The sequence below is a fragment of the Mycoplasma sp. NEAQ87857 genome, assembly GCF_009792315.1.
Lineage (GTDB): Bacteria > Bacillota_I > Bacilli_A > Mycoplasmatales > Metamycoplasmataceae > Mycoplasmopsis.
The window spans coordinates 630,351-652,578 of sequence record NZ_CP045542.1 but is presented as its reverse complement, the minus strand read 5'-3'; the positions used below and the strand labels follow the sequence as shown (position 1 = coordinate 652,578).

The 22,228-nt window shown below is 25.3% G+C and carries 16 protein-coding genes and 2 tRNA genes; 10 read left to right on the top strand and 8 right to left on the bottom strand.

Annotation, left to right across the window (positions count from 1 at the left end; all coding sequences use genetic code 4):
• Window positions 1-42: 42 nt before the first annotated feature.
• Window positions 43-127: transfer RNA gene (locus GE118_RS02245), tRNA-Leu, on the top strand.
• Between the two features lie 72 nt (window positions 128-199).
• On the opposite strand, the gene GE118_RS02240 is transcribed toward GE118_RS02245, so the two are convergent.
• Window positions 200-463 carry an HPr family phosphocarrier protein gene (locus tag GE118_RS02240; RefSeq protein ID WP_158763829.1) on the bottom strand — a complete coding sequence of 88 codons (264 nt, stop codon included), beginning with the start codon at window positions 461-463 and terminating at the stop codon, window positions 200-202.
• 296 nt (window positions 464-759) lie between these two features.
• Here GE118_RS02240 and GE118_RS02235 point away from each other — a divergent pair, with 296 nt between their 5' ends.
• From GE118_RS02235 to GE118_RS02205, 7 genes are all read left to right on the top strand, one after another.
• A complete protein-coding gene (locus GE118_RS02235; protein ID WP_158763828.1) occupies window positions 760-1,944 on the top strand; it encodes a phosphoglycerate kinase in 1,185 nt (394 codons plus the stop codon).
• A gap of 43 nt (window positions 1,945-1,987) precedes the next feature.
• Window positions 1,988-3,718: an ABC transporter ATP-binding protein gene (locus tag GE118_RS02230; RefSeq protein ID WP_158763827.1), complete on the top strand. Its 1,731-nt coding sequence runs from the start codon at window positions 1,988-1,990 to the stop codon at window positions 3,716-3,718.
• Window positions 3,711-5,582, top strand: coding sequence for an ABC transporter ATP-binding protein (locus tag GE118_RS02225; RefSeq protein WP_158763826.1), 1,872 nt, complete (start codon window positions 3,711-3,713; stop codon window positions 5,580-5,582). The genes GE118_RS02230 and GE118_RS02225 overlap by 8 nt, the downstream gene beginning before the upstream one ends.
• 80 nt (window positions 5,583-5,662) lie before the next feature.
• Window positions 5,663-6,763 (top strand): redox-regulated ATPase YchF, encoded by a 1,101-nt coding sequence (gene ychF, locus GE118_RS02220; protein ID WP_158763825.1) that lies wholly within the window; start codon window positions 5,663-5,665, stop codon window positions 6,761-6,763.
• An 11-nt stretch (window positions 6,764-6,774) separates the two neighbouring features.
• Window positions 6,775-6,848 (top strand) — tRNA-Trp (locus GE118_RS02215).
• Window positions 6,849-7,101: 253 nt separating this feature from the next.
• A complete protein-coding gene (locus GE118_RS02210) occupies window positions 7,102-8,766 on the top strand; it encodes an IS1634 family transposase (protein WP_158763451.1) in 1,665 nt (554 codons plus the stop codon).
• A gap of 1,143 nt (window positions 8,767-9,909) precedes the next feature.
• Window positions 9,910-10,983: a hypothetical protein gene (locus GE118_RS02205; protein ID WP_158763824.1), complete on the top strand. Its 1,074-nt coding sequence runs from the start codon at window positions 9,910-9,912 to the stop codon at window positions 10,981-10,983.
• A gap of 156 nt (window positions 10,984-11,139) precedes the next feature.
• On the opposite strand, the gene rlmD is transcribed toward GE118_RS02205, so the two are convergent.
• Both rlmD and rsmD read right to left on the bottom strand, forming a co-directional pair.
• Window positions 11,140-12,456, bottom strand: coding sequence for a 23S rRNA (uracil(1939)-C(5))-methyltransferase RlmD (gene rlmD, locus GE118_RS02200; protein ID WP_158763823.1), 1,317 nt, complete (start codon window positions 12,454-12,456; stop codon window positions 11,140-11,142).
• A 1-nt stretch (window position 12,457) separates the two neighbouring features.
• Window positions 12,458-13,000: a 16S rRNA (guanine(966)-N(2))-methyltransferase RsmD gene (rsmD, locus tag GE118_RS02195; RefSeq protein ID WP_158763822.1), complete on the bottom strand. Its 543-nt coding sequence runs from the start codon at window positions 12,998-13,000 to the stop codon at window positions 12,458-12,460.
• 117 nt (window positions 13,001-13,117) lie between these two features.
• On the opposite strand from rsmD, the gene GE118_RS02190 reads away from it, so the two are divergent.
• Entirely contained in the window at window positions 13,118-13,591 is a 474-nt protein-coding gene (locus GE118_RS02190; protein WP_158763821.1) for a YhcH/YjgK/YiaL family protein, read from the top strand.
• An 8-nt stretch (window positions 13,592-13,599) separates the two neighbouring features.
• Window positions 13,600-14,952, top strand: coding sequence for an asparagine--tRNA ligase (gene asnS, locus GE118_RS02185; protein ID WP_158763820.1), 1,353 nt, complete (start codon window positions 13,600-13,602; stop codon window positions 14,950-14,952).
• 701 nt (window positions 14,953-15,653) lie between these two features.
• Here the strand turns inward: asnS and GE118_RS02180 are convergent.
• From GE118_RS02180 to GE118_RS02160, 5 genes are read right to left on the bottom strand one after another with little or no spacing between them, the layout of a single operon-like run.
• Window positions 15,654-16,118 (bottom strand): DUF3899 domain-containing protein, encoded by a 465-nt coding sequence (locus GE118_RS02180; RefSeq protein ID WP_158763819.1) that lies wholly within the window; start codon window positions 16,116-16,118, stop codon window positions 15,654-15,656.
• On the bottom strand, window positions 16,108-18,681 hold the full coding sequence (locus GE118_RS02175; protein WP_158763818.1) for an ATP-binding cassette domain-containing protein: 2,574 nt from the start codon (window positions 18,679-18,681) through the stop codon (window positions 16,108-16,110). Before GE118_RS02175 ends, GE118_RS02180 begins: the two co-directional genes overlap by 11 nt.
• Entirely contained in the window at window positions 18,671-19,729 is a 1,059-nt protein-coding gene (locus GE118_RS02170) for an ABC transporter ATP-binding protein (RefSeq protein WP_158763817.1), read from the bottom strand. Before GE118_RS02170 ends, GE118_RS02175 begins: the two co-directional genes overlap by 11 nt.
• Window positions 19,730-19,736: 7 nt before the next feature.
• On the bottom strand, window positions 19,737-21,080 hold the full coding sequence (locus tag GE118_RS02165) for an ABC transporter permease (RefSeq protein ID WP_158763816.1): 1,344 nt from the start codon (window positions 21,078-21,080) through the stop codon (window positions 19,737-19,739).
• On the bottom strand, window positions 21,070-22,167 hold the full coding sequence (locus tag GE118_RS02160) for an ABC transporter permease (RefSeq protein WP_370452018.1): 1,098 nt from the start codon (window positions 22,165-22,167) through the stop codon (window positions 21,070-21,072). Before GE118_RS02160 ends, GE118_RS02165 begins: the two co-directional genes overlap by 11 nt.
• Window positions 22,168-22,228 lie beyond the last annotated feature (61 nt).

Here is a 22,228-nt window from a genome sequence, read left to right as displayed (position 1 = left end):
TAGTTTTGAACTATTAAATATAATGGTATAATAATATCAATTGCCCGAGTGGTGAAATTGGCAGACACGCTAGACTAAGGATCTAGTGGAGCAATCCGTGCAGGTTCAAGTCCTGTCTTGGGCACCATATCTACCTTCTAGGTAGTTTTTTTATTACATTTTTTTAAAATAAAACTACCTTGAAGGTAGTTTATGATAATTAAATTAAATTGTTGTCTTTTAAAACTTTTTCAATGTTTTCTAATGCAGCATCTTCATCTTCACCATTTACTCTAATAGTGATATCTGTACCACATTTAACACCTAAAGCCATAACGTTCATAATTGACTTAAGGTTAGCTTCTTTTTGTCCTGTAATTATTTTGCATTCTGATTTGAATTTTGTAGCAGCACCTGTTAACATTGTTGCTGGACGAGCGTGAATACCTACAGGATCAATAATTTTAACTGTAATTTCTTTCATAAAACAAACCTTTCTACTTGATTGTGTAGTTTAAAAATACTATGATAATTATACCACATTTAAAACATAGCTACTTATTAAAATAAGCAGCATAGTTTTTTTATTTTACCATATTTAATAATATTAATGAAATATATTTTTTAAGCGATTAATGCAACTTTTTAAGTATTTTTAATAAATTTAATTATTTAAAATACTATTTTAAAGTATAAAAATTTTAAATTTATTTAATCATAAAATGTTTATTATAAGTGTTATAATTTTTAAAAATTAAATATTTTAAGGAGTAATTTATTATGAAAAAAACAATTGATGATGTTGTTTTATCAGGTAAAAAAGTTTTAGTTAGAGTTGACTTTAATGTACCAGTTAAAGATGGTGTTATTACTTCAACCAAAAGAATTACAGCTGCTTTACCAACAATTAAAAAAATTCTTGCAGAAGGTGGAAAACCAATCTTATTTTCTCACTTAGGTAGAGTTAAAAGTGAAGAAGATAAATTATCAAAATCACTTAAACCAGTTGCTGTAGAATTAGCTAATCAATTAGGATCACCTGTTGTTTTTGTAAACCAAACACGTGGTGAATTATTAGAAAAAACTATTGATGAAATGAAAGATGGTGTAGTTGTTTTAGTTGAAAACACACGTTTTGAAGATTTAAACAACAAAGCTGAAAGCAAAAATGATCCAGAATTAGGTAAATACTGAGCTTCTTTAGGAGATGTATTTATTAATGATGCTTTTGGTACAGCACATAGAGCTCACGCTTCAAACGTTGGTATTGCTAAAAACATTAAAGAATCAGCTTTAGGATACTTAATGGAAAAAGAAGTTAGTTCATTAGGAAAAGCTATTGAAGGTGCAGAACACCCTTATGTAGCTATTATTGGTGGAGCTAAAGTTTCAGATAAAATTCAAGTATTAGAAAACTTAGTAAAAATTGCTGATAAAATGATCATTGGTGGAGGTATGGCTTATACTTTCATGAAAGCTAAAGGTGAAACAATTGGAACATCATTAGTAGAAGATGATTATGTAGAATTAGCAAAAGATTTCTTAGCTAAATACTCAGATAAAGTTATTTTACCTGTTGATCATGCTTGTTCTACAAAATTCGCTGATGAAGAACCTAAATTCTTCGAAGGTGATATTCCTGCAGGATACATGGGATTAGATTTAGGACCTAAATCAATCGAATTATTCTCAAAAGCTCTTGAAGGAGCTAAAACAGTTGTTTGAAATGGACCTATGGGTGTTACTGAATTTGAACACTACAAAAATGGTACATTAGCTGTATGTAAAGCTATTGCTGCATTAGATGGATGTTATTCTGTTGTTGGTGGTGGTGATAGTGTTGCTGCTGTTGAAAAACTTGGAATGGAAGAAAAATTCTCACACGTATCTACAGGTGGAGGAGCTAGTTTAGAATTATTACAAGGATTAGTACTTCCAGGAGTAGATGCTGTTCAAGATAAATAATTAAAAAGCGTTTATAACGCTTTTTTTCTTATACAACTTTATAATGAAACAAAATCAAAAAATTTCTCTTTGACAATGTACTTATAAATTTCGTTGATTAATCTTAATTGGAATTATTTTAAGTTTAGTCGAAATTACCCTCCAAGTTTATTTACCTACTTTATTAAAAAATTTAATAAATCAAGGCCTAAATAATAGTGATTATAAAAAAACTTTAGAATACGGTGTTAAATTAGTAATAATGGCATTGGTTATTTTTCTAGTAAGCATCATAGCAAATGTTTGTTTAACTAAATCTGCTGCAGGTTTTGCTAGAAATATGCGATATTCATTATTTTCTAAAGTGCAAACTTTTGCTTTAAAAGATGTTGATCATTTTTCTAAAGCTAGCATTATTAATAGAATCAATAATGATGTTAATAATATTCAATTTGCTTTTAATCAAGCTATTGTAGGTATTTTTAAAACCCCAATTATGTTGATTTTAGCTTTAATTTTTTCAATTAATGAAAGTTTAAGCTTATCAACTATTTTTGCAGTAAGCTTACCATTAATGACTATATTATTTATTATAGTTATAAGATTTGCTTATCCTTGATTTAAAAAAGTTCAAAAAACTTATGATAAATATAACTCTAAAATACAAGAAAATATTTCAAGCATTAGAGTAATTAAATCTTATGTTGCTCAAGGTAATGAAAATCAAAAAGTAACTCAAATTACTAACGATGTTAAAGACACTAACATTAAAGCAGATAAATACATTTCATGAATTAGTCCTATTATTATGGGTACAATTTTTATGAGTATTTTAGCATTAGCATACATTGGAACTATGCAAGTATTACACCAAAAAATTCAAATTGGTACTATAGTTGCTTTTGGTTCATATATTTGAATGGTATCAGGTTCATTAATTGGATTAATCAATACCTTTGGTCGAGCTTTAATGAGCTTACCTTCTTTAAAAAGAGTAAATGAAATATTTAAATATCAAACTTCTGAAGCTAATAATGGACAAGAAATTGATTTTATTGGTGATATTGAATTTGTTAATGTTAGTTATCAAATAGATAAAACTAAAATATTAAATAATGTCTCATTTAAAATTCCATTTAATAGTTCAGTTGGTATATTAGGTGCTACAGGAAGCGGTAAAAGTACTATTATTAATTTAATGGCTAATTTTTATCCTGCTAGTGATGGAAAAATATTAATCAATAATACTGATATTAATCAAATTAATCCTCATTCTTTAAGAAATAATATTAGTGCAGTATTTCAAAATAATTTTTTATTCTCCGGAAGCATTAAAGATAATTTACTTTTTGCTAATCCTAATGCAACTAATGAACAAATGATTGAAGTATTAAAAGAAGCAAATATGTACCAACAATATGTTCTTGAGCAAAATGATGGATTAGATTCAATGATTGAAGAACAAGGTAATAATCTTAGTGGTGGTCAAAAACAAAGATTTTTACTAGCTAGAGCTTTAATTAAACAACCACAATTATTAATTTTAGATGATGCTACTAGTGCTTTAGATAGTCAAACTGAAAACTCAATTAAACAAAGCATTAATAAAATTAATAACTTAACTAAAGTAATCATTTCTCATAAAATTTCTTCAGTTATTGATTTAAATCAAATTATTGTGCTAAATCAAGGAAAAATTGAACAAATAGGTACGCATCAAGAATTATTAAAAAATTGTAAATATTATCAAGAACTATATCAAATGCAAATGGAGTTAGGAGATAATAATGAATAATAACTCTAAAAGATTAATTAAATTATTATGACAAGATAATAAATGATGATTAGTTTTTGTTGCATTTTTAATTTTACTTAGTTCTGCAGGTATTATTTACAACCAAGTATTTATCGGTAAAATTATAATTGGACAATTTTTAGCTTCAAATCAATACACAGTTAAAACCTTCCCTTATTCTAAGTTTTATTGAACTTTATTTTATTCATTTTTAATTTTTATTTTAAGTGTATTAATTTCATTTATACAAACTCGAATTATGATTAAAATCACTTATAATACAATGTCAAAATTAAGAATCAAAATGTATCAACATTTACAAAAATTACCAGTAAGTTATTTTGATCAAAATAAAAAAGGTGATATTTTATCTAATTTCACTGTTGATATTAATACTTTAAAAGTTTTTCTAAATCAAACTTTTCCTACTTTAATTCGTTCAGTTATTATTATTGTCAGCTCAATAATAATAATGTTTAATCTTAATTGATTATTAACTTTATTTATGATTGCTATGATAATGATGATTTTTGTTATTGATTTATTAATTAGCAAAAAATCTAAAAAACTATTTAAATCTAAACAACAATCTATTGGTAAATTAAATTCATTTACTGAAGAGATGTTAAATGACTTAAAAACAATTAAAATTTTTAATCAACAAACTAAAGTTATTAATGATTTTAAAAGTCAAAATGATAACTTATATCAATATGATTCTAAGTCATCAATGCTTAGTAAAATTATTTGAAGTACATCATTTAACCTTGGAAATATAGGATATGCAATTGTTACTTTAATTGGTGGAATAATTGTTTTAAATCAAGGTAATTGAACTTTTATTACTCTAAGTGTTGGTACTTTGATTTCATTCACACAATTTTCTAAATCATTTGCTAACCCTGTTTCTGATATTGCTTTAAATTATAGTTCTTTTGCTTCTGCACTTGCAGGAGCTAGAAGAATCTTTAATCTTTTAGATCAACCAATTGAACAAGATAGTGGAACAATCTCAATTCAAAAAGTATCTTTAGATAAAAATAATCAAATCATTGATTATATTGAAAATGACCCAAATTATGAACTAGCTTGAAACAATAATGATCAATTAACTTTAGTTAAAGGACAAATTGTTTTTGATAATGTTAGTTTTGGATATGGTGATATTACAATTTTGCAAGATATTTCATTTAGTGTTAAGCCAGGTCAAAAAGTAGCTTTAGTAGGTCATACAGGTGCAGGAAAAACTACTATTATTAATCTTTTAGCTAGATTTTACGAAATCACTAAAGGAACTATAACAATTGATGGGATTGATATTAAAAATATTGAAAAAGATTCCTTGCGTAAAGCAATATCTTATGTTTTACAAGATTCTATTATTTTTACTGATACAGTTAAAAATAATATTACTTATGGTGAAACTTTAACCGAAAACCAAGAAGAAGAAATTCAAAATGCAGCTAAAATTTCTAACTTAGATATTCATATTGATAAAATGAAAAATAAATATGAAACATTGATTAAAAACTCAGGTAACACCTTATCTCAAGGTCAAAAACAATTAATTTCTATTGCAAGAGCTAACTTTAAAAATGCTCCTATTTTAGTGTTAGATGAAGCAACAAGTAATATCGATACTAAAACTGAATTTGTAGTTCAAAACGCAATGGATAAATTAATCAAAAATAAAACCACTTTGATTATTGCTCATAGATTAAGCACTATTAAAAAGTGTGATTTAATTTTAGTATTAAATCAAGGAAAAATTCTTGAAAAAGGTACTCATTTGGAACTACTTAAAAATAAACAACTTTATTATGAACTATGAACAAATAACACTGTTGGATTAAAAGAAAACTAAAAAATGTTTGGTCAAACAAACATTTTTATTTTTGCTAAATTTTAGTAAAATATGCATAATATACTAATTAAGGAGAAATTATGGCATTAAAAGCAGGAATTGTAGGCTTACCTAACGTAGGAAAAAGTACTTTATTTAGTGCAATTACTAAAAAACAAGTTGAATCATGTAATTATGCTTTTACAACTATTGAACCTAATATTTCATCAGTTCCTTTAGTTGATAAAAGATTACAACAAATTGCAGAAATTATTAATCCTGAAAGAATTATCTATGCGACATTTGACTTTGTTGATATTGCTGGATTAGTTCAAGGAGCGTCAAAAGGTGAAGGTTTAGGTAATAAATTCTTAGCTAACATTCGTGAAGTTGATGCTATTATCCACGTAGTTAGATGTTTTGAAAATAAAGACATAATGCACGTTGCTAACTCAGTTGATCCTGTTAGAGATAAAGAAATCATCAATTATGAATTAATGCTTGCAGATTTAGAAACTATTAACAATGTTTTAAATAGGGTTGCTAAAAAAGCTAAAGCAGGTGATAAAGAAGGTATTATCGAGCAAAATGCTGCTTTAAAAATTAAACAAGCATTAGAAACTGAAGTACCTGTTAGAGATTTAGAATTTGATGAAAATGAATTAAAATACGTTAAAGGTTATCATTTATTAACCTTTAAACCTATTATTTATGTAGCTAATTTAAGCAATGACCAATTTGCTAATTATGCAAATGATCCTTTATTTAGTGCTTTAAAAAACTCATTAAAAGATAATGAAAAAATCATTCCAATTTGTGTTCAATTAGAAAGTGAATTAATTGAAGTTGAAAACGAAGAAGAAAAAGCTGAATTACTTGGAATGTATGGAATTGAAACTTCTGGATTAGATGTTTTAACTAGAGAAGCTTTTGATTTATTAAATTTAGAAACTTATTTTACTGCAGGAGTTTTAGAAGCTAGAGCTTGAGTATATCACAAAGGTTGAACCGCTCCTAAATGTGCTGGAGTTATCCATACAGATTTTGAGAAAAAATTCATTAAAGCTGATGTTATCGCCTTTGAAGATTACATTAATAATAATGGTGAAGCAGGAGCTAAAGCTGCTGGAAAACTTCGTTCTGAAGGAAAAAATTATATAATGAAAGATGGTGATGTATGTCACTTTCGTTTTGGTAAATAATTTACCAAAATGGGGGTTTAGTATAATGGCAATATAGTGGTCTCCAAAACCGATGATAAGGGTTCGATTCCTTTAACCCCCGCCAACAATTCTTACAATTCAAAATACATTTTTTACATTTTTAATTAAACTATTAGCATAGATTACTTAATCTATGCTTTTTATTTTGCTTTAGTTATTAAACTTATTACTTAAACTTTTAACAAATTATAACTAAAGTTGTTAAACTGATTTAATTCACGAAAAATTGTCAAAAAAAGTTAATTTTTCGTGAATTTTTTCTTTACTTTTATGATATAATAGTTATATAATATAACTACTATATCGAAGGAGAAAAAATGGCTAAATATACATCAGTTGACTTACCACCAAGAACAAGAATTTTAACAAATAAAAACAATCAAAAATATGTTTATTTTTCAATATCTTCAGAGTATCAAAAAGGTAAAAAGTATAGTCTTGATAAAAGGGTTTTAATTGGAAAACTTGACCCAAAAGATCCAAAGAAATTAATCCCAAATGATAGATACTTTGAGATCTTTCCAAACAAAGAAAAAATTGATGAATGTGAAAATCAACAATTTAATTTTTCACAAAATTTTGGACACTATGCTTTATTTGAAAAGATTATTGAAGATCTAGGACTTGATAAGATTTTTGAAGAAGTTTTTGGAGATAGAGCGGAGATTATAAAAGCACTTGCATACTACTTTTTAGAAAACAAAAATTCAAAAATTCAACATTTTGAAAAATGAGCATTTAACAATTATTGTGGATTAAATAAAGTTCCCTCACAAGGTACAATTTCTAACATTTTAAACAAAGAAATTGACGATAAAACCATTGCTGAATTTAATACAAAATGAGCTAAACACGCTCAGTCTTTACTACACAACATTAAGAAAGTATTTGTAAATTTAGATGGTACAAACTTCAATTTCAGTTCTCCAAATATCGATATTGCAGAATATGGTTATGCAAAAGATCAAGAAAATAATCCAATCATTAATGTAGTTTATTTAAATGATCAACATTACGGATTACCACTTTTTCACGATGTTTATCCGGGTTCAATAACTGATCAAACACAATGTTCGATGGTGGTTGAAAAAGCTAATAATTTAGGTTTTAAAGACCTATGTTTTGTTGCGGACAGAGGTTACTATAGTGCTGAAAACCTAAGTTTTATAGATAAAAAAGGTTATAAATTCGTATGTATGGCTAAAACTTACATCAAAACTATCAAAGAACTTATTAACAAATTTAAGAAAGATGTTTATTTAAACACAGCTAACTATATTGAAGATTTTGATGTTTATGGAATTAAATCTAAGGAATTTGTTTACAAAGCAATTAATAAAAAATACAATACTTTTATTTTTTATAGTGCTGCAAAATCAGAAAGAGAAATTAATTATTTTAAAAACGTTGCAAAGGTGTTAAAGAAACAGTTTTCAAACGTTAAAAAAGTTAATGAACAAATGCTTTTAGAAACTAAAAATTATTTAACTATTGAATTTGATGAAACAACAAAACGTATTACAAATATCGGAATAAATAAAGAAAAATTACAAGAAGTGATTGATCAATCTGGTTATTTTGTAATTGTTTCTAATGAAAATTTAACACCTGAAGAAGTGTTAAAAATTTATAAAAGAAGAGACAATATCGAAAAAACATTTAAGGTTTTAAAGTCACAATGTGACCTTTACAAAACCTATTCAACTAACTCAAGTATCTTTAGCTCAAAGATGTTAATTGGATTTATTTCGACAATAATTTCATCTTCAATTTATCACAAAACCGAAGAATTAAGAAGTATGGATTCCAACGTAACTTTACCAACAATTTTAGGTGAACTAATTAAATATATTGTGGTAAACGAAGACGGAAAAATTAAAAGAAAATACAGATTAACAAGCAAACAAAAACGAATTTATGAATGCTTTGATATTGATGAAAATTACGTACTAAAATTAATAAAAAAACTAAACGATCAATAGCCTTTAAATGGTGTTTCAAAGGTCTAAAAAATCGTTTAGTCGTTATAAATTGTTAAAAGTTTAAGTTGGATGATAAACTTTGATGATGGTTAATAATTGGGGTTTTAATTACTGTTTTCATTAGTTGACCTAATATCATTATGCTATTAAGTTTATTTAAAAATTGAAAGTCATCAAAAATTGTAATTTTATTATTAAGAATTTGTGATAAACAGTATTTATTTTTTAGATTAAGTTTCTTAATTAGTTTTTTAATTTATAGTTTATTATATATTGCTGATTTATTCTTAAGTAATTATTTTATTGCAAGAAGAGCGTTATTAGCAAGTGATACATTAACAATAATGTACTATTTATTATTTATATTATTTTTGCTATATTGTTGTATGACAATGAAAACTTACAAGGATATTATTCTACCATTATTTTATAAAAAAATAAATACTATCACCTTAACAAAAGAAGAACTAGTTTATTACAATCAAAGCTGTAGAAATGTACATCAATTTATAATGTTTGGACTCTTAGGGTCTTCTATTATGCTAATTTTTGTATTATTTATCGGTATTATGTCAAGTGTTCAATATATATATTTTATGGTTTCTAGCATTGTAATTGTATTGTTAATGTTTTGTTGATATTTTTATGCTAGAGCAGCAAGAAGTGCTTATAATAAATTTAATTTTTTAAACGGTTTGTTTCTTGTAGAACAAAATGAAATTACTTTTGAGTACGATAAAATAGAATACTTAGATTCTAACAATATTCAAATAAGAAGGTGAGTAAACTTTAAATTTGGATTCATTTTAATACTAACATTTATTCTTTTTGTACTATCTATATTAATGTTTCACTTATCAGTGTTTGAATGGGTTTTATTTTTATCATTTTTTTCAAAAGGAATATCTTTCATCATATATGTTGGTTTAAGTTGTGTTTTATTTGTGGGTAATAGTATTGTGTTTGTTATAAAAATATGAAATGATAAAAAAATAAATAAGTCAAATTACAAACAAAACCAGTACTATAGTTAATAATTTAACCATTGTAAATTAAATAAAAAACTAAAGTATGATTTGTATTTTTAAAGATCTAATTCAGTAGATAAATTGTGTATCAAATATTTATAAAAAAGGTGGAATAATGAAAAACGAAAACAAAAACAACTTAATTAATAAAAATAACATTATGCTAACTATTATTTTGTTCTTTATCAATTTAGCTATATCTATATTTTTAATAACCATCACAATAATAAAAGGTGATTTTTGATGGATGATAATTTTCAATATAGCTTTATTGATGTTATTGAGTTTGTCTAATCTTTGAATTCTGTTAAAACTATTTAATAGGAATATAAATTTAAAAATAATTAAACTTATAAGCAAATATCAAGATAAACAATATTTGATTTTTAGAGTAGCAACTTTAATAAACTTACTTGTTTATGGGGTGTTATTTATCGTTGAAATATATACTAAACTTCAATTTACGTTTCTTGCATGAAAAACTAGTCCAATAATACCATTGATGTTTTATGCAATGTTTATTAGTTATATTTTTTACACTGTTATTACAATTGATAATTATAAAAAATATATCTTTAACTCATTTAATGATCAAAACCAAACAACAATTGTTTCTAAAGGTTATTTATTTTTAAGAGTACCACATTTAAGACAAAGATATTTAATTAGTTTATCATTAATATTTTTTAATATAGGTTTATTACTTATTTTAATAATGACACTTTTATATAGAAGTGAAATTGCAAAAGAGTTAATGATTTTATATGCAATGTTTTTTATATTGTCAATATCTATAATGACTTATAACGGTTATACAGGTTATGTTTCATACCAAAAATATAAATTCTTTAATTCGTTAATGAGACAAAGTAATACCGAATTCACTTTGAAATCAAAAGATTTGGAATTAATTGATGTAAAAAATGATGATGTACTAAAGTGAATAAACTTCAAACACTATTTAAATATTGTATTTGTGCTACTGTTGCTATTTTTAGGTGTTGTAGTGTCTATTTGGTTAAAAACTTCATTAGGTTCTTATGCAGATTTAAAAGGATTGTTTGCATTATTCCTTTTAATCCCAACACTTTCATTATTGTTTTTTGGTTTATTTTTATGATCGAAAATTAAACAAGATAAATATGTTAAAAAAGTGATCGAAAACGATAGTTTAAATATTATCCAATAAAAAACATATGTCTTTATCAAAAGACATATGTTTTTTAAATTGTTTTCATAATTCTTATTCTTGATTTGTCAAGAATAATACTATTGAATCAATAGAGAATTAAACAAAAAAGATGGAATTTATATCCATCTTTTTTGTTTTGGTTTTATCCATCTTTTATATTATTTTATTTTTAGAAATTAAAACAACATTTTCTAAGTGAAAAGTGTTTGGAAACATATCAAATGGTTGTATTGAATCAATTTGATAATTTAATTTTTGTAATTCTATTAAATCTCTTGTTAATGTTCTGGGATCACAAGAGATATAAATTAATTGAGTAAATTTATTAGAGTTAAACCATTCTATAAATTCTTTTGATAAACCTTTTCTTGGAGGATCTACTATTACTAATGCATTAGTAAGATCTAAATTTAACTTAGATATAACTTTATAAACATCTCCTGCGTAATATTTACTATTGATTTTGTTATTAATTAAAGCATTATTTTTAGCTTGAATAATTGAATCTTTATCAATATCAATACCTATAATTTTGTTATTAGAACCAATTAATTGCCCAATAATACCACTACCACAATAAAGGTCTAAAATAGTATTGCTGTTTTGATCTTTAGTTAGATTTTGAATGTATTCAAACATTTTATTTGCAATAAAGTTATTAACTTGAAAAAATGAATTGATGTCAATAGCAAAATTTTGATTGCATAATTGCATTTTAAAATCAATATTGTTAATTATTTTAATTTTTTGAGTATTAGTTTTATGGTTTAATTTAGCTTCTTGGAGTTTAATTTTATTAGAACCAAAAGTATTAATGATATTTGAAACTAATTGCTTAGGTAAATCAAAATCATTATTAACTAAAATTAATAAATCAATTTGATTTAATTGATTTATTCTAATAGTTAATCCTTTAAGCATTTTATAACTTGAAGGTTTAACATAAGTTTGCAAGAGATTAAAAATAGTTTCTAAAACTTGAGGTTTAATAAAATTAGTTTGATTAATTGAGTTTAATTCAACCAATTTCTCACTTTTACCTTGATGTTCAACCAAGATTAACCTTGGATTATTATCTACTATTTTTGTATCAAAAGCAATTCTTACTTTATTTCTATAGTTATTTTTATTATCACAAGCTATAATTGGTTTTAAGATCTTATTTTTAAGATTTAAATTTCTAGAAAATAAACTATTTAAATAGTTATTTTTAGCTTCTAATTGTTTTTGATAATCTAAGATTTCTAATGGAAAAGAATATGAAAAATCATTATTAATTCTATCTGTTGAAGCGGTTAATATTTCTTTTGCTATACCAAAAGAAATATGTTTAGTTTGTTTAATGATATTTATATTAGCTACTTCATTAGGTAAGAAATTATAAACAAATAATTTTTTATCATCTAAATTAGCCACTCCTAACCCTTCATAGCTTAATTCTTTACATTTAACATTGTTTAATTTAGACATATTATCTTTCTTTGATATATAAAATATCAATTTTTCCATATCTTTTATGTTTGATCATTTCATACTCAGCTGGTAAAATAATTTGATCTAATTTATTAGTTTCTACAATGATAGTTCCATTATTATTTAAAGTTTTAAGTTCGTTAATTGAACTTAAAACTTGATTAACTAAATCATATTCTTCAAATGGAGCATCAATAAAAATAAAATCAAAAGTTTGTTTTGTTCTTTTTAAATATTCTAAAGCACTCATTTGTCAAATCTTTAAATTATTTTCTTTTAAACTTTTAGCATTAGCAGAAATTACATTAAATGCTTCTTTATTATTATCTACAAATTCTACATAACTTGCATCACGACTAATAGCTTCTAGTCCTCAAGCACCACTTCCTGCAAATAAATCTAAAAATGATTTATCTACTAAATCAAATTGGATTGAAGAAAATACTGCTTCCCTTACTCTTTCAGTTGTGGCTCTTGTGTTTGATTTACTAGGTTGTTCTAATAATCTATTACGATGTTTTCCAGCAATTATTCTTAGCATAATACTCCTTTAAGTTGATTATTATATTAATTAATAAGCATAAAACTATGCTTATATATATTATTTTTAATATGTTATAATTGAAAATATATTATACAAAAAAAGAAGGTTTAAATTATGATTTATGACAAAATAATCAATGCAAGTAATTATCAATTTAGTGATGATGCTAATGGACAAAAAATTAATCGTGCTTTATCATTAATTCAATTAATTGATATCAATAAAATTTCAGCAGGAATGACTGAAATAATGGATGGTATTTTCTTAGTTAAAAAAGATTTTGAGTCAAATTATGAAGAAAAATTTGGTGAAATTCACCAAAGAACTGTTGATATTCATCTTTATGGTGGAGATTGTAATGAAATTATTTATTTTGATAATGATACAAAAGTTACAAAAGAAAATACATTAGATAGTTTCTTAGATAAAGATGTTGCTTTTGTAAAAGTTGATGAATATCAAAATAGTGTAATTTTAAAAGATGGATATTTTGCTTTATTTTTACCAAAAGAATTTCACGCTCCAAAAATAGCAGATTCAAACTTAAGTAAAATTAATAAAATAATAGTAAAAATTAAATTAGATTAGAGGAACAAATGAATTCAATTAAAAAATATTTATTAAAACCAGTTTTTTATGACGGATGAACTGATGTTGTAGTTAAAGGATGAGTTTCATCAAACAGAGGTAATAAAAAAATTCGTTTTATTGAACTAAATGATGGTTCTACCATTAAAAACCTTCAAGTTGTATTTAAAGGTGATTTTGATTTTGAACAATTAGATAGCATTAGACCTGGAGCTGCTATGGTAATTAAAGGAACTTTAAATGCTACACCTAATGCAAAACAACCTATTGAATTAGTAGCAAATGAGTTGCTCGAATTAAAAAATGTTGATGAAGATTATCCGATCCAAAACCAAGAAATGAAACTTGAAACATTAAGAGAAATTCCGCATTTAAGACATAGAACTAACATTTTACGTGCAGTTATGTTAATTCGTTCAACTTTAGCTCAAGAAGTACATAAATTCTTTATTAATAGAGAATTTTACTATATGAATAGCCCTATTATTACTTCAAATGATGGTGAAGGTGCTGGAGAAACTTTTAATGTTGATGATTCACAAAAAGATCCATTTTTTGGAGTCGGAAATAAAGCTACTTTAGGTGTAACAGGACAACTTCATGGAGAAAGTTATGCAATTGGTATGAATAAAATTTATACTTTTGCACCTACTTTTAGAGCTGAAAGATCAAACACCAAACGTCATTTAGCAGAGTTTTGAATGATTGAACCTGAAGTTGCATTTTATAAATTAAATGATGTAATTAAACTTGCAGATGATATGTTAAAAGTAGTAATTAGAAACACAATGGCTCAACATAAATTTGAATTAGAGTTATTAGATTCAGTTTCTAATAATACTTTAATTGCTAAACTTGAGCACTTTTTAGAATCGCCTTTAAAAATAGTTGATTATAAAGAAGCAATAGCTGAATTAAAAAAAGTTAAAGATATTTTTGAAGAAAAAAATATTTATTTTGGTTTAGATCTTGCAAGTGAACACGAAAAATATTTAACTGAACAAGTTTATAAATGTCCAATAGCTGTAATTAATTTCCCTAAAGAATTTAAAGCATTTTATATGTATCAAAATGATGATAATCAAACAGTAGCGGCTTTTGACCTTTTAGTTCCTGGAATTGGTGAATTAGTAGGTGGAAGTGAACGTGAATCAAATTATGATAAATTAGTTCAAAGAGTTAAAGAATTAAACATTGATGAAAAAGATTTAAAATGATATTTAGATCTTAGAAGATTTGGTCATATGCAAAGTGCTGGATTTGGTGTAGGATTTGAAAGATTAGTAATGTATGTAACTGGAATCGAAAACATTAGAGATGCTATCCCTTATCCAAGAACTACTGGAAATATAAGAATGTAAAAACTAAGTTAAAACTTAGTTTTTATTTTATTCATAAAAGTATGATTTAAATTATTAATCATAAGTTTCACAATTAAAAAAAATTAAAAATATTTTAAATAATTTTTTCTAAATAAATTTTATAATATTTATGAGATAGAAATATCTCATTGTTTAGACAAAATTGTGGTACTAAACAATTACCACACCTCATATATATTTATTTATAAATTTACAAAATTCGTACAAAATCAAATCATTCTTATTATTTATTAAAATTCTATAAAAATCTATTCTATTAATTAAATATCATTTAAAAATCGTTATATATCAAGTTTAAATATTTATTAATTATCAAAACTCGTTGTAAAATTAATTTTGTTGACTCATTTATATTTTTTAATTGGTTACTTTACTTTTCAATACGTTATTCCAAATATTTTTTAAAAAGATTAGTAAGTGTTATGTTTGTATGTTTATGGCACTCGCCAAAGATCATGATTTTCTTATAAAAATTATCTTTCTAGGAACATATAGTACAAGGTTTTACATTAAATATTAAAGATATATTTTAGTTTACACTCCTTTTTTTGATTTTATTTATTTTATGATTTCTTTTTTAAATAAATAAATAAAACCTTTCTTAATGTTTACACATATTTTTACATATTTTATATAAAATAATTATTATAAAAAGCGCCTTCATAATCCGGCGCTTTTTTCTATACAGTTAATGCAATGATAATAAAAACAATTGATGGAATTCCATAGAGTAAGAAAACAAAGATAAAAGGAAATAAAGTTTTTTTAGGTTGATTTTGCTTTTTTTCAAGATCTTTCTTTTGGAGTTTTAAATAAACTTCTTTCTCTTTTGGGGTCATCTTTTTTAACTTACGTTCTTCAGCAGCTTTTTTATAACTTGCTCTACCTTCTTTAAAGTTCTTAATAACATTAGATAAAAATCCTAGTTTAAAAACAATAAATAAGATACTTACTAAAGCTACTATATAAGATGAAAAACTAATACTATCTAATAAAGTTCTTCTAGCATAGTTAGAATCACTGTTTTTATAAAAATATGATAGCAAGAATAAGGTTATTCCTAATATTAAGAATCCTAAATTAATTAATCAAAATCTTAATGAACCAAATTCTTTAATTAGTTTATTTTTAATTTTATTTTTCATTGTGATAATTTAATTTCATTCATTTATCAAATTGTTGTTTTGTTCCAAATACAAAGTGTTTATCTTTTTCAACACAATGTACTGATGGGATATTTGGATATTGTTGTTCTTGTAAGTATGAAATTTCAAATTTAACATCTTGGAATTTTTCATTAGCATTTGAAATTTTAGGAATAGCTTTAAATAAGTTGATTGTGTATGGATGAATTGGATTAGCATAAATAGCTTCAGTATCACCAAATTCAACAATTTTACCTAAGTGCATAATTTGAACTTGATCAGCAATATATTCAATCATAGATAAATCATGAGCAATAAAGACCATTCCAATATTTTTATTTTTACATAAATCTTTTAACAAGTTAACAACTTGAGCTTGAATTGAAATATCTAATGAAGCAATTGGTTCATCAGCTACAATGATTTTAGGTTCAGTAATTAAAGCTCTAGCGATAACAATTCTTTGTCTTTGTCCTCCCGAGAATTCATGAGGATATCTATAAGCAAATTGTTTTAATAACCCAACATCTTCTAAAGCTTTATAAATGGTATTTTTGATAAATAGTTTCTTAAGATTACTTAATCTAATTGGTTTTAGTACTAAATCAAGCACATTGCTTCATTTTTTATCTAATCCAGCAATATTTAATGAATTAATTCCTAATAAAGTTTTAATTTTATTTAAATCTTTATTAAGGTTTTTTAATTCAACACCAAAAGAATCTATACCATTTAATCTTTGAGTAACATTAGTTTCATAAACTTTTAATTCAATTAATTTTTGACGATAGTTAACATAAATTGGTTTAAAAGTTGGATTTAATAATTTGTTTGGATTAATGTAATATTGAATTTTATCTTTTAATGATAAAGTTTTAACACAATCTAATACTTTCTTTTTAGCTACATTAATCATATTTTCTTTATAGAATTGAACAAATTGTTTGTGAGTTGCAAAAAACGTTTTATCATGCTCTTTTTCTAAAGAAACTAATTCATCACGTTTTTTAGTTTGCTGATCAATTTCATTTCTTAATTGTTCAATTCTTACATTATATTGTTCAATGTATTTAGCCAATTCTTGATCAAACACTTTTTGAGCTTGATCCATATTAATTTTAGCTTTAGCAATAGTATCTTGATTATCTGAAACTGAAATAGCTTTTTCTGTTTCTGCTTCAGCAACTAAAGCATTTAGAATTTCATTTTGTTCATTTAACTCTTGATTATATTTATTATGTCTTTGGTTAGATATAGTAATAAATCTCTCAAAATCAAAATCAAAATTTTGTTCAACAAGAGTTTTAAAATGATTAGTGATATCTGATAATTTAGCTACTTTAATCTTTTTAAATTGCTCTTCAAAACTAACATCAGAAATTTCAATAGTAGAAGATTTAGTGTTTTGTTCAAAAGTTAAAGGATTAATATTTAAATGCTTTTGATAAAAAGTTTTTAAATAAGTGTTTAAATCAGCACTTAAATCTTTTAGTTCATTAAAACTTAAGTATTTTAATGAACTACGTTGTAATTTTAATTCTTTAAGAATTTTTTTATTAGTGATATATAACTTATATTTGTGTAAATATAAATCTAACATAGTAGCTGAAAAAGCTTCATTACGATACATTAAAGTTTCATTTTTTAACTCATTAATGAAGTTATTTAATGAGTTAGTAGCAATATCAACCACTTGTTCCATATCGCTTTTTAAATCAGCTATTTTTTCTTTTTGGTGAGCGATTTTTTGTTTTAATTCATAGTATTTAGCTGTATGTTTAGCGTGTAATAGTGCTTTTTTGTATTCTGATTTAGCTTTTTCAAGTTCTACTTCATCAAAATCAATGTTTTGATCTCTAAAATCTTTTTGTTTTTGATTATAAAGATTAATTAATTTTTCATTATTGTTATATAAGTTATTAATTACTATTGAATTAATTTTATTTTTTTCTTCTAAATATGAGAAGTATGAATTAAACATATCTTCATTTGTTTCATTAGTTAAAAACTCAATATTTTGAAATTCTTTTTGTCATTTAGTTAAAAATGGTTCTCAATATTGATTAGAAATTTTTAAGTTTTCTAATTCAAATTGTAATGACGCTTCTAAAAAAGTATAGTGGAAGTTATTTTTAACATCATTTCAATCTGAACTTAAGTCTTTAATTTTTGAATTAATTACTCCATTAACGATTAATGGTTCTTTTAAAATGGTGAAAATAGTATTTTGACCATTTAATGAAGCCATAGGATCTTGGAAGATCATTTGAATATTTTTATGCATGAATTTACGTCTTTTACGTGAAATTCTTTTACCTGAAATGATTTGACCATCTAATCTAACAAACCCATTGTAATCATCATATAATCTTAATAATGATCTACCAACTGTGGTTTTACCACTTCCAGATTCTCCAATAAGTCCTAAAATCTCACCTTCTTTAACAGTGAAAGAAACATTATCAACAGCTTTATTTACAATACCTTTATTTAAGAAATATTTTTTAAGGTTATTTACTTCTAAAATTGGTTTAGCATTTTGTAATTGTTCATTATTTTTCATTAAATACCTCTTTAAAACTGTTTAATCTTTCTTGTAATTCTTTTGGTAAGCTAACTTTTGGAGCTTCAGGATGAAGTAATCAAGTAGCTGCATAATGAGTATCTGTGATTTGGAATAATGGTGGTTCTTTTAAAAAGTCAATTTCTAAAGCATAATCATTTCTAGGGGCAAAAGCATCACCTAAAGGTAAATTAGTCATATCAGGAGGTGTTCCTTTAATTGAATATAAACGATCTTCTTTATTTTCTGGAATAGCAGAAATTAAAGCTCAAGTATATGGGTGAGCAGGAACGGTAAAGATTTCTTCTTTAGTACCTTTTTCAACAATTTTACCAGCATACATTACATAAATATAATCACAGAATTTAGCAACAACAGAAATGTTGTGGCTAATTAAAATAATTGAAATATTTAGTTCTTTTCTAATTTGTTCAAATAAAGCTAAAACTGATGCTTGAACTGTAGGATCTAAAGCAGTAGTAGGTTCATCACCAATAATTAAACTTGGTTTTAAAGCAACAACCATAGTAATAACGATTCTTTGTTTCATTCCACCACTAAGTGTATGAGGATACATATCAAAAACCGCATTAGCATTTCTGATTCCAAATTTTTCTAATAATTGAACTAAGTATTTACGTTTGATATAAGTTGGACGCTTTTTTCAATCTTCATTTTTATTTAAAGCGTCTAATAATTGTTTTCCAATTTTTCTAGTTGGATTTAATGAGGTTAATGGATCTTGAGGAATATATCCAATTTTATGACCTCTAATTTTTTCTCAGAATTTATTTTTATTACTTAAAGTTAAATCTATTCCATCAATACTTGCAACATCAGCAGTAATAAAGGCATTGTCATTAATGTAAAGTAAAGATTTAGAAGTAACTGATTTACCACTACCACTTTCTCCAACAAGTCCAACAATTTGACCTCTATTTATATCTAAATCAATACCACGAACAATAGTGATGAACTTATTTCTTTTAATTTTAAAACTAACTTTTAGATTTTTAACATCTAATAATTTTTCATTTGTTTGTTCCATAAGTCTCCTATTTTCCACGGATTACTTTAGGATCAAGAGCATCATGAACTCCTAAAGCTGTAAAGTGAAGTGATACTGATATTAATAATAAGATAGCTGCAGGTAAAAGTAAGATTCAAATGTTTGAATCAGCTTCTGCAGGAGCTTTTGATAAGATTGCTCCTAAGTTAACATCATCAGATTTAAAGAAACCTAAGAATGCTAATGATGATACAGAAACAATGATTGATGGAATTGAACCAACGAATCTAGTGGCAATTTTTCCAATAATTGCAGGAAGAGCATGTTTGTAAATTAATCTTGCTTTTGAAGCACCAATTGATTTACTTGCTGTAATAAATTCTGAATCTCTAACTGTAATGGTGAATAATCTAGCACCACCAACAGCTCCAACTCATCCAGTGAATACTAAAGCAATTCCTAAAGTTAAATCACTAGTTCCAAAAGTTGAAGCGAATAATAATAATCAAATCAATGTTGGAGGAGCAACAAAGATATCAATTAAACGCATAATGATGGTATCAATTAAAGTACCTACGTGGAATCCTAAATATACTCCAACTGATACACCAATAATAGTTTGAATAATAGCAACAATTAAAGCAAGTTTAATTGCTTGTCAAGTACCCACTCATGATTGTGTTCAAACATCAATTCCAACACTAGAAGTACCTAAATAAGTGTGTAATTTAAAGTCATTATTAACTGCTAAAGCTTGATTAATACTTGCTAATAATTTATCATTAGAAACACTATCAAGATTTTGTCCTTCAAATGATTTAGCTAAAACAATTGCTAATGAATCAGCTTTGTAAAAGTTATAAGCATTAATATATCTAACTACTACTCCATTTTCATTAGTTACAAGTTTAACAGAGTGACTTAAATCACCGTTTGGAGCAATAATGTTTTTTCAAATATAACCATCATATTTAGTGGTTCAATCTGATGAAAGTGATTCATAATTTTTACCACCAACTAAGAAGTTAGTTGAATCAACTCAAGGACTATAAAGAGGAGGGAGGTTTCTTGAAAATGAACTTGAACCAATTACTTCAGTTTTGTCATTAACTAAGTGTAATTTTAAAGTATCTGAAATTGGTTTGCTAGCACTATAACTTGCAGTTGAAGTTACAATAATAGCTGTTAAAAGTAAAATAATGAATAACACAAAGAATAATAAAGCTACTCAGTTAGACATAAATCTTTTAAAGATTTCAATAACTAATTTTTTAGGTTTACCAGCAATATTACCAAAGTTTTCATTACCTTTAGGAGCAAAAGTTTTTAAAGCAGGTGCAACTTTTCCTAATGATAAATTATATTTTTTGTTAAATTCATTAGAATTCATTTCCACCTCCTATAATATATTCTTTAAATTCTTTTTCTCTGCTACGGTGAGCTTTATAAAATTGTAAGTAGCTGTATGGATTTTTTGATCCATATTTAATTCTTGGATCTAAGAATGTGAATGATACATCCACTAAAATAGTTGTAAAGACGCTTAAACTAGTAAAGAATACTAAGTTAAACATAATGATATTAATCTCTCCATTAGGGAAAGCTTGAGAAATTACATATGAAGTACCAGGTACTCTTCAATATGTTTCAATAACAATTCCTCCTGTAAGTAGTCCAATATATGAAGGAATTAAAACAGCTGCCAAAGGAATAGAAATATTTCTTAAAACATATTTAAAGAAAATCTCTTTAGTTGATAAACCTTTAGATTTAGCAATTAAAACATAGTTAGAAGTTAAAACTGTTATAACTTGGTTTCTAGTATATGTAATATAACCTGATAATGAACCTAATGCAATAATGAAAATAGGTGCTAATCAAGAAGTAATAATTTGTCCTCATCCTGAAGTTTGTAAAACATTAGGATCAACAGGGTTTAAAAATACAGGTGGAACATTAGCTGAAAGTAAGATTGAGATCAAAATAGGAGCTATAACAAATGATGGTAAAGCAACAAAGAATAATGCAAATAAGTTGATTGCTGCATCAAACATAGTTCCTCTTTTATATCCAGCAACAATTCCTAAAGTGATTCCCGCAATTACACTAATAATAAATGCAGGAACTGTAATGATTGCTGAAAATCTTAAATATGAAAAGAAGAATTGTGGAATGGTTGAAGTTCCGGTATTTTTAAGAATTTCAGGATCATAAGGTTCACCAAAAGGATTAGCGTGATTGGTGAATAAATTTTGGAATCAGTATCCTAAACGAATGATTGGATTAACTTTTAAAGTGGTTCATGTGTTTTTAACTTCTTCAAAGTTTAAACCAGCAGGTGTTAAATGATGCCTAACTGATTCATCAAAGTAAATTTTTATTTGAGCAGTGTTGTCAGTTGCTTTATCAGCACCTGCTGCACCCGCTAGATCAAGTGCTTTTCTAGCAAAAGGGTTATCTGAGAATTGAGCAACCATTAAAAAAACAATTACTATAATCACAAATAATGTTAAAAAAGCAAATGCTATACGTTGTGAA